The following is a 6,687-nucleotide window of genomic DNA, read 5'->3' on the forward strand; positions in this document are numbered from 1 at the left end:
GACCGGGGGTGCGGGGGCCGGTGGGGTGTCGTGACCGGAGTCGCAGGGGCGGTCGAGGGTGTCGTGACCGGGGCCGTGGGGCGTCGGCGGCGGAATCCCGGCCCGGGCGGCCGGCGGGGTCAACGCCCCTGCCCTGCACGGACGTAGGATCCACGCCATGAGTGCACCGATCAGGGTCCTGCTGGCAGAGGACCAGTCGATGGTCCGCGAGGCGCTGGCCGCGCTGCTCGGCCTGGAGGACGACATCGAGGTCGTCGCACAGGTCTCCCGCGGCGACGAGGTGCTGGCCGCCGTACGCGAGCACGACGTGGACGTGGCCCTGCTCGACATCGAGATGCCCGGCGCGACCGGCATCGAGGCGGCGGCGCAGGTCCACCGCGAGTTCCCCGCGCTGAAGCTGGTCGTGCTGACGACGTTCGGCCGACCCGGCTATCTGCGCAGCGCCATGGAGTCCGGCGCCGACGCCTTCCTCGTGAAGGACGCGCCCGCCGCCCAACTCGCGGCCGCGATCCGCAAGGTGCTCGCCGGCGAGCGCGTCATCGACCCGACCCTGGCCGCCGCCGCCCTCGCCGAGGGCGCGAACCCGCTCACCGACCGCGAGCGCGAGGTGCTGCGCGCGGCGGCCGACGGCTCCACCAACGCGGAGCTGGCGGCGGCCCTGCATCTGTCGCAGGGCACGGTCCGCAACTACCTGTCCATGGCGATCCAGAAGCTCGCCGCCCGCAACCGTACGGAGGCGGTGCGCATCGCGCGCGAGAAGGGCTGGCTCTGACGCCGACGCCGACGGCGGGGGCGCCGGCCACCGGCGAGCGGTCCGGCCCCAGTTGCGCAGGGCCGGGGCACCACGACGTCCCGGCCTCGGCCGGGCGGGGCCGGGTCACCCGGCGCTCCCGCCTCAGTTGAGCAGCGCCCGCGCTGCGCGCGCCTCCGAGCGGAGCCGTTCGGCCGCCTCCTCGTCCACGGCCGACACCACCTCCGCGTAGGCCTCCAGTTCCGTCGCCGCCGCGACGAACTCGCCCCGGCGCAGCAGGACCTGGGCCAGCTCGTGGCGCAGCCGCGCCGGACGGGACGGCAGCAGCAGCGACAGCCGGACCGCCCACAGCGCGACGTCGGAGCGTTCCGGGCGGGCCGCCGCCCAGGCGCGGATGTTGTTGAGGATCCGCAGGACCACGTCCAGCGGCGCGGCCGGCGTCAGATACGACGGGTCCAGCGGCGAGCCCGTCGCCCCCACCACCAGCAGCTCCGCGTCCGTGCCGGTCAGCACCCGCCCGCCGTCGAACGGATCGGCGAGGACCTGGGCCTCCTGCGGTCCCAGACCGACCACGAAATGCCCGGGCAGCGCCACCCCGTACACGGGCGCACCGGCCCGGCGGGCCACCTCCGTCCACACCACCGACAGCAGGATCGGCAGGCCCCGGCGCCGCCGCAGCACCTCGTGCAGCAGCGACGACTCCAGCCGGCGGTAGTCGCCCGGCGTGCCGTGGAAGCCGTACCGCTCGCCCAGCAGCTCCCGCAGCGCCTCGGCCCACGCCACGGGGGAGCCCGGACGGTACGGCAGTTCACCGGCGAGCCGGTCCAGCTCCATCTGCGCCGCGTCCGCCGCGGCGTCGTCCAGGGAGGCGTCCGCCACCGCGCCGATCAGCAGACACAGCGCGGCCACGTCGGGACGCTCGGCGCGGGCCTCGGCGGCGAACCGGCGGTGCAGCTCGGCCGCCCGCTCCGGGGAAGGGGAGTGCATCAGCGGGCCCGCGCCTCCCCGGCGCGCGGCGCCCGGTAGTGGTGGTACGTGTGGTGCGTCGCGAAGCCCAGCCGCGCGTACAGGGCCCGTGCGCCGTCGTTGTCGGTCTCCACCTGGAGCCACGCGGCCGACGCGCCCTCGTCGAGCGCCCGGCGTGCCAGCGCCGCCATCACAGTGGTCGCCAGGCCCTGCCGGCGCAGCGCCGGGTCCACCTCGACGGCCGCGAAACCGGCCCAGCGGCCGTCCACCACGAGCCGCCCGATCGCCGCCGGCTCGCCCGACACGCCCGGCACGGTCGCGAACCACACCGACGGCCCGCTCCCCAGCACCCTCAGTGCCACTTCGCTGACGCCCTTGCGCTGGTAGCGGGCGAGCCAGGCCTCGTCGGCCTCCCGCGACAGCACGACATCGCCGGCGTCCGCCCGGTCGGCGACCGGGGCGAGCGAACCCACCCACAGCTCGGCCGACACCTCACGCGTCCAGCCGCGCTTCTCCAGCTCCGCGCAGAGCAGCTCCTGCGTGCCTTCGGCGCCCGTCGCGGTCTGCACATAGGGGGGCAGTCCACGGTCGCCGTACCAGCGCTGTACGGCGTCCAGCGCGTCGTCCAGCGGCATCCCGGGATCGCCCAGGGGCAGCACCGAGTTGGCGCGGCGCGTGAAACCGGCCGCGGCCCGCAGCTCCCACTCGCCGAGCCGCTCGCTCTCCACCGGCTGCCAGCCGCGCGCGGTGATCCGCGCCAGTTCCGCGTACGAGGCGGCGGGGCCGCGGCGACGCGCCGGGGCGGCCGGTACGACCTTGCCCGCGACCAGCGCCGATTCCGGAATCCGGACGACCGCCCCGTCCTTTTGTGTGATCACCACCACACCGTCGTCCCAGGATGTGAGAACACCCACCGTGTCGGTGAATCTGCCGTCTGTTGCCCCGGCCTCGTTCCAGCGCCGCACGGAGACACGTTTGCCCACGTCAGCAGCGGTGATACGGACCTCGAGGCGGCCGGCCGCAGAGATTTCCACAGGTCAGTTCACCCCTCCTGTTCGGATCATGCCCCGGAACGGAGATACTAGGGGCGGGCATCGACGACGCCGCGCTCCCGCGCGCCAGGCGGCGGAGCCTGTGGGAGGCCCGCCAGCGCCCTATCGAGGAGGAACGACAGCGTGACCTACGTCATCGCAGAGCCTTGTGTCGACGTCAAGGACAAGGCGTGCATCGAGGAGTGCCCGGTCGACTGCATCTACGAGGGCAAGCGGTCCTTGTACATCCACCCGGACGAATGCGTCGACTGCGGAGCCTGTGAGCCGGTCTGCCCGGTCGAGGCGATCTTCTACGAGGACGACGTGCCGGAGGAGTGGAAGGACTACTACAAGGCGAACGTCGAGTTCTTCGACGAACTGGGCTCGCCGGGCGGCGCCAGCAAGCTGGGCCTGATCGAGCGGGACCACCCGTTCGTGGAGGCGCTCCCGCCGCAGAACGGCGAGTGACTTTCCGGCGGCCCGCACACCGGCCGCGCCGCCTCGGTCCCGTACGGCCCACGGCCGGGCTCGCCCCGGCCTTCGGCGCCGCACGGGACCGAGGCGTTCGCCGTCACCGACGAAAGTGAGCCTGATCCCCGTGTCCGCAGTCTCCGACCGGCTTCCCGTCTTCCCCTGGGACAAGCTGGAGCCGTACAAGAAGACGGCCGCCGCGCACCCCGACGGCATCGTCGACCTGTCCGTCGGCACGCCGGTCGATCCGGTCCCGGACCTGATCCAGAAGGCCCTGGTCGACGCGGCCGACTCGCCCGGTTACCCCACGGTCTGGGGCACGCCCGCACTGCGTGACGCGATCACCGGCTGGCTGGAGCGCCGCCTCGGCGCCCGGGACGTCACCCACCGCCACGTCCTGCCGCTCGTCGGCTCCAAGGAACTCGTCGCCTGGCTGCCCACCCAGCTGGGCCTCGGCCCCGGCGACAAGGTCGCCTTCCCGCGCCTGGCCTACCCGACGTACGAGGTCGGCGCCCGCCTCGCCCGCGCCGAGCACATCGCCTACGACGACCCGACCGAGCTGGACCCGGCCGGCCTGAAGCTGCTGTGGCTGAACTCCCCGTCCAACCCGACCGGGCGCGTGCTGTCCAAGGAGGAGCTGACCCGGATCGTCGCCTGGGCCCGTGAGCACGGCGTCCTCGTCTTCTCCGACGAGTGCTACATCGAGCTGGGCTGGGAGGCCGACCCCGTCTCCGTCCTCCACCCCGACGTCAACGGCGGCTCCTTCGAGGGCATCGTCTCCGTCCACTCCCTGTCGAAGCGGTCGAACCTGGCGGGCTACCGCGCCGCGTTCCTCGCCGGCGACCCGGACGTCCTCGGGCCGCTGCTGGAGATCCGCAAGCACGGCGGCATGATGACCTCCGCGCCCACCCAGGCGGCCGTGGTGGCCGCCCTCGGCGACGACGAACACGTCCGCGTCCAGCGCGAGCGCTACGCCGCCCGCCGCGAGGCCCTGCGCGGCGCGCTGCTGGCCCACGGCTTCCGCATCGAGCACAGCGAGGCCAGCCTCTACCTGTGGGCGACGCGTGACGAGTCCTGCTGGCAGACCGTGGCCCATCTCGCGGACCTCGGCATCCTCGTCGCGCCGGGCGACTTCTACGGGCCGGCGGGCGAACAGTTCGTCCGCGTGGCGCTGACGGCGACGGACGAGCGGGTGCGGGCGGCGGTGGCGCGGCTGTCCTGACGGCGGGCCCCAGGGCTTTCCCGACGGTGATCCCGGGCCCTTCCTGACGGGCGGCCCCGGGGCCTTGTCCACGGAGTTCCCGGGTCCTTGCGCACGGCAGTCCCGGGGCCTTCCCCACGGCGTACCCGGCTCCTTACCCCACGGCGTACCCGGCTCCTTCCCCCACGGCGTACCCGGCTCCTTCCCCCACGGCGGTCCCGGGCCTGTCCGGAGGTGCTGTAGGGCCGCTGGCCGGACCCGGCGTCGAACTCGCGCACACGACGACGGGGCCCGGGGGAATCCCGGACCCCGTCGCGGTATCGCGTCCGTGTCAGCCGAGCGGCAGGTCCTTCACCGGCAGCGTCTGGGCCGGGCCGCCCTTGGTCAGCCCGTCGGTCGGCAGCCCACCCTCGGTCAGACCGCCCTTGGTCAGTCCGTCCGTCGGCAGGCCGCCCTTGGTCGCGGTCGACGCCGCGTCGCCGACGACGTCCGCCGCCGACCCGGCCGCCGTGCCCGCGGCCTGCTGAGCGGCTGGCGTCGCCTTCTTCACGGCCGTGCCGCCGGTCTTGCCCGCGGCCGGCACCGTCTGCTCGACCGCCTTGCCGCCGGTCTCGCCCACGAGCCCGGTCGCGCTCTGCACCGCGCCGTCCGCGGTGTTGCCGACGCTCGCCCCGTCCACGGCGGTCAGCCCACCGAGGTTCGGGGCCGCGGGCAGGTCGGGGGCCGCGCTGGCGGAGCCGGCCGCACCGACCCCGGCTGCCGCTCCCGCTGCGACGAGCAGCGCGGCACGGGCGATCCGGCGGGTCAGGGGGAGGGTCATGATGCTCCTTCGACGGGAGGAAACAGGTGAACGGTCGGAACTGTCCGTCCGTGCCCGGCAGTTGAACGCTTCGATGCGTCCGCCGTCCGGGCTCGGACGCAGTGACTACCGCTGCGGACCCGCGAAGGTTGCGGCGAGCCGACGTAAAGAGTTGGCAATGCGTCGCATTATCGGCTGCGGATGAAAACGGGCAAAAGGTGCCCGGTGTGAAAGTCTGCCGAATCCTTACGGCTCTGTTCCGACAAGGGATTCGGCGTGTACGGGAGTGACAGCGCGAAAACCTGCCCGGACATCCGTCACCGCCCGCCCCGTATGACCCCTGCGGGCGACGGCCCGCACGCCTGACCGGTGCCGCCCGGCCCCGGCGCCGGACCCCTGCCGTCCCGTGGGCGCCGCGCCCCCGCTACCGCACCGTGACGATCCGCACCGAGTCCCCCGAGTGTTCGGCGCCCGCCGCCCCCGAGTCGCCGCCCACGTCTCGCCACTGCCCGTCGGTGCGGCCCGCGATCCACTCGCGCCCTGCGTAGGAGACGCGCTCTATGCGCAGCGCCGACGCATGGGCCACCGCCCAGTGCGCGAGCTGCCAGCCCCGCTCGGCCTCCGAGCGCCCGGCCGCCCTGCCGTCCGGCTCCGAGGCCACCGGCACGGTCACCGTCCGCCCGTCGCCGCCGGTCGTCCCGCCCGGCGCCGGCGAGGCCGAGGCCTGCCCCGAGGCGTTCCCGGCACCCCCGGCTCCCGCCTCCGCGCCGGCCTCCTGGAACGCGCCCCGCCCGAAGTCCCGTACCAGCGCCGCCCGTACCGCGTCCGGACCCGAATCCGAAGCCTCATCGGAGCCGTCCGGGCGCCCCGTGCACGTCAGCGTGGCCGGTGACCGCCCGGTGAGCGCGGCGGCCAGCAGGGTCGCGTCCGGCTCGTGCTTGGCGTACGCCTCCGGATAGCCGCTGCGCTGCACCCGCTGCGCGGCCACCGTGAGCGGCAGCGACTCGTAGTCGCGCACCTTCGCCAGATGCTTGTAGAACATGCCCGCCGCGTACGTCGGGTCCATGATCTGCTCCGGTGTGCCCCAGCCCTGCGAGGGCCGCTGCTGGAACAGACCCAGCGAGTCCCGGTCCCCGTGGTTCAGATTGCGCAGCCCGGACTCCTGCAACGCCGTGGCCAGCGCTATCGTCACCGCCCGCTCGGGCATCGCCCGGTTCGTGCCGACCGCGGCGATCGTCGCCGCGTTGACGGCCTGCTCCGGCGTGAACTCGTACGACGCCCCGTCGCCCCGGCCCGAGACGACCTTGCAGCCGCGCGCGTCCGTGCCGCCGGTGACGTACTGCACGGTCAGGTAGCCCGCGACCGCGCACAGTGCGACCAGACCCGCGCCGTACCGCAGGAGACGCGAGCGCCGCCCGCGACGGGTGGGGCCGGCGGCGCTCGCGTCTCCTGCGGTACGGCGCGGGTC

Annotated in this window: 7 protein-coding genes; 3 read left to right on the forward strand and 4 right to left on the reverse strand. The window is 74.3% G+C overall.

Annotated features, from left to right (window positions below; translation table 11 throughout):
• Window positions 1-157 precede the first annotated feature (157 nt).
• Window positions 158-772 carry a response regulator transcription factor gene (locus tag MTQ10_RS25890; RefSeq protein WP_247472576.1) on the forward strand — a complete coding sequence of 205 codons (615 nt, stop codon included), beginning with the start codon at window positions 158-160 and terminating at the stop codon, window positions 770-772.
• Between the two features lie 123 nt (window positions 773-895).
• Here MTQ10_RS25890 and MTQ10_RS25895 read toward each other — a convergent pair whose 3' ends face one another.
• Together MTQ10_RS25895 and MTQ10_RS25900 are read right to left on the reverse strand one after the other, a co-directional pair.
• Window positions 896-1,738, reverse strand: coding sequence for a transglutaminase-like domain-containing protein (locus MTQ10_RS25895; RefSeq protein WP_247472577.1), 843 nt, complete (start codon window positions 1,736-1,738; stop codon window positions 896-898).
• On the reverse strand, window positions 1,738-2,751 hold the full coding sequence (locus MTQ10_RS25900; RefSeq protein WP_247472578.1) for a GNAT family N-acetyltransferase: 1,014 nt from the start codon (window positions 2,749-2,751) through the stop codon (window positions 1,738-1,740). The genes MTQ10_RS25895 and MTQ10_RS25900 overlap by 1 nt, the downstream gene beginning before the upstream one ends.
• A gap of 141 nt (window positions 2,752-2,892) precedes the next feature.
• Here MTQ10_RS25900 and fdxA point away from each other — a divergent pair, with 141 nt between their 5' ends.
• Both fdxA and MTQ10_RS25910 read left to right on the forward strand, forming a co-directional pair.
• Window positions 2,893-3,216, forward strand: a complete 324-nt coding sequence (gene fdxA, locus MTQ10_RS25905; RefSeq protein WP_247472579.1) for a ferredoxin — start codon at window positions 2,893-2,895, stop codon at window positions 3,214-3,216.
• 130 nt (window positions 3,217-3,346) lie between these two features.
• Entirely contained in the window at window positions 3,347-4,441 is a 1,095-nt protein-coding gene (locus tag MTQ10_RS25910) for a bifunctional succinyldiaminopimelate transaminase/glutamate-prephenate aminotransferase (RefSeq protein WP_247472580.1), read from the forward strand.
• A 310-nt stretch (window positions 4,442-4,751) separates the two neighbouring features.
• On the opposite strand, the gene MTQ10_RS25915 is transcribed toward MTQ10_RS25910, so the two are convergent.
• A complete protein-coding gene (locus MTQ10_RS25915; RefSeq protein WP_247472581.1) occupies window positions 4,752-5,240 on the reverse strand; it encodes an ATP-binding protein in 489 nt (162 codons plus the stop codon).
• Between the two features lie 403 nt (window positions 5,241-5,643).
• Window positions 5,644-6,618: a heavy metal transporter gene (locus tag MTQ10_RS25920; RefSeq protein ID WP_247472582.1), complete on the reverse strand. Its 975-nt coding sequence runs from the start codon at window positions 6,616-6,618 to the stop codon at window positions 5,644-5,646.
• Between the last annotated feature and the right edge of the window lie 69 nt (window positions 6,619-6,687).

Origin of the sequence: Streptomyces sp. XM83C (assembly GCF_023072675.1) — a bacterium.
GTDB lineage: Bacteria > Actinomycetota > Actinomycetes > Streptomycetales > Streptomycetaceae > Streptomyces > Streptomyces thermocoprophilus.

What these genes read in the sequence shown, in the direction of transcription:
- MTQ10_RS25890 (WP_247472576.1), top strand. Translation starts at nt 158, where the DNA reads ATGAGTGCACCGATCAGGGTCCTGCTGGCAGAGGACCAGTCGATGGTC.
- MTQ10_RS25895 (WP_247472577.1), bottom strand. Translation starts at nt 1,738, where the DNA reads ATGCACTCCCCTTCCCCGGAGCGGGCGGCCGAGCTGCACCGCCGGTTC.
- MTQ10_RS25915 (WP_247472581.1), bottom strand. Translation starts at nt 5,240, where the DNA reads ATGACCCTCCCCCTGACCCGCCGGATCGCCCGTGCCGCGCTGCTCGTC.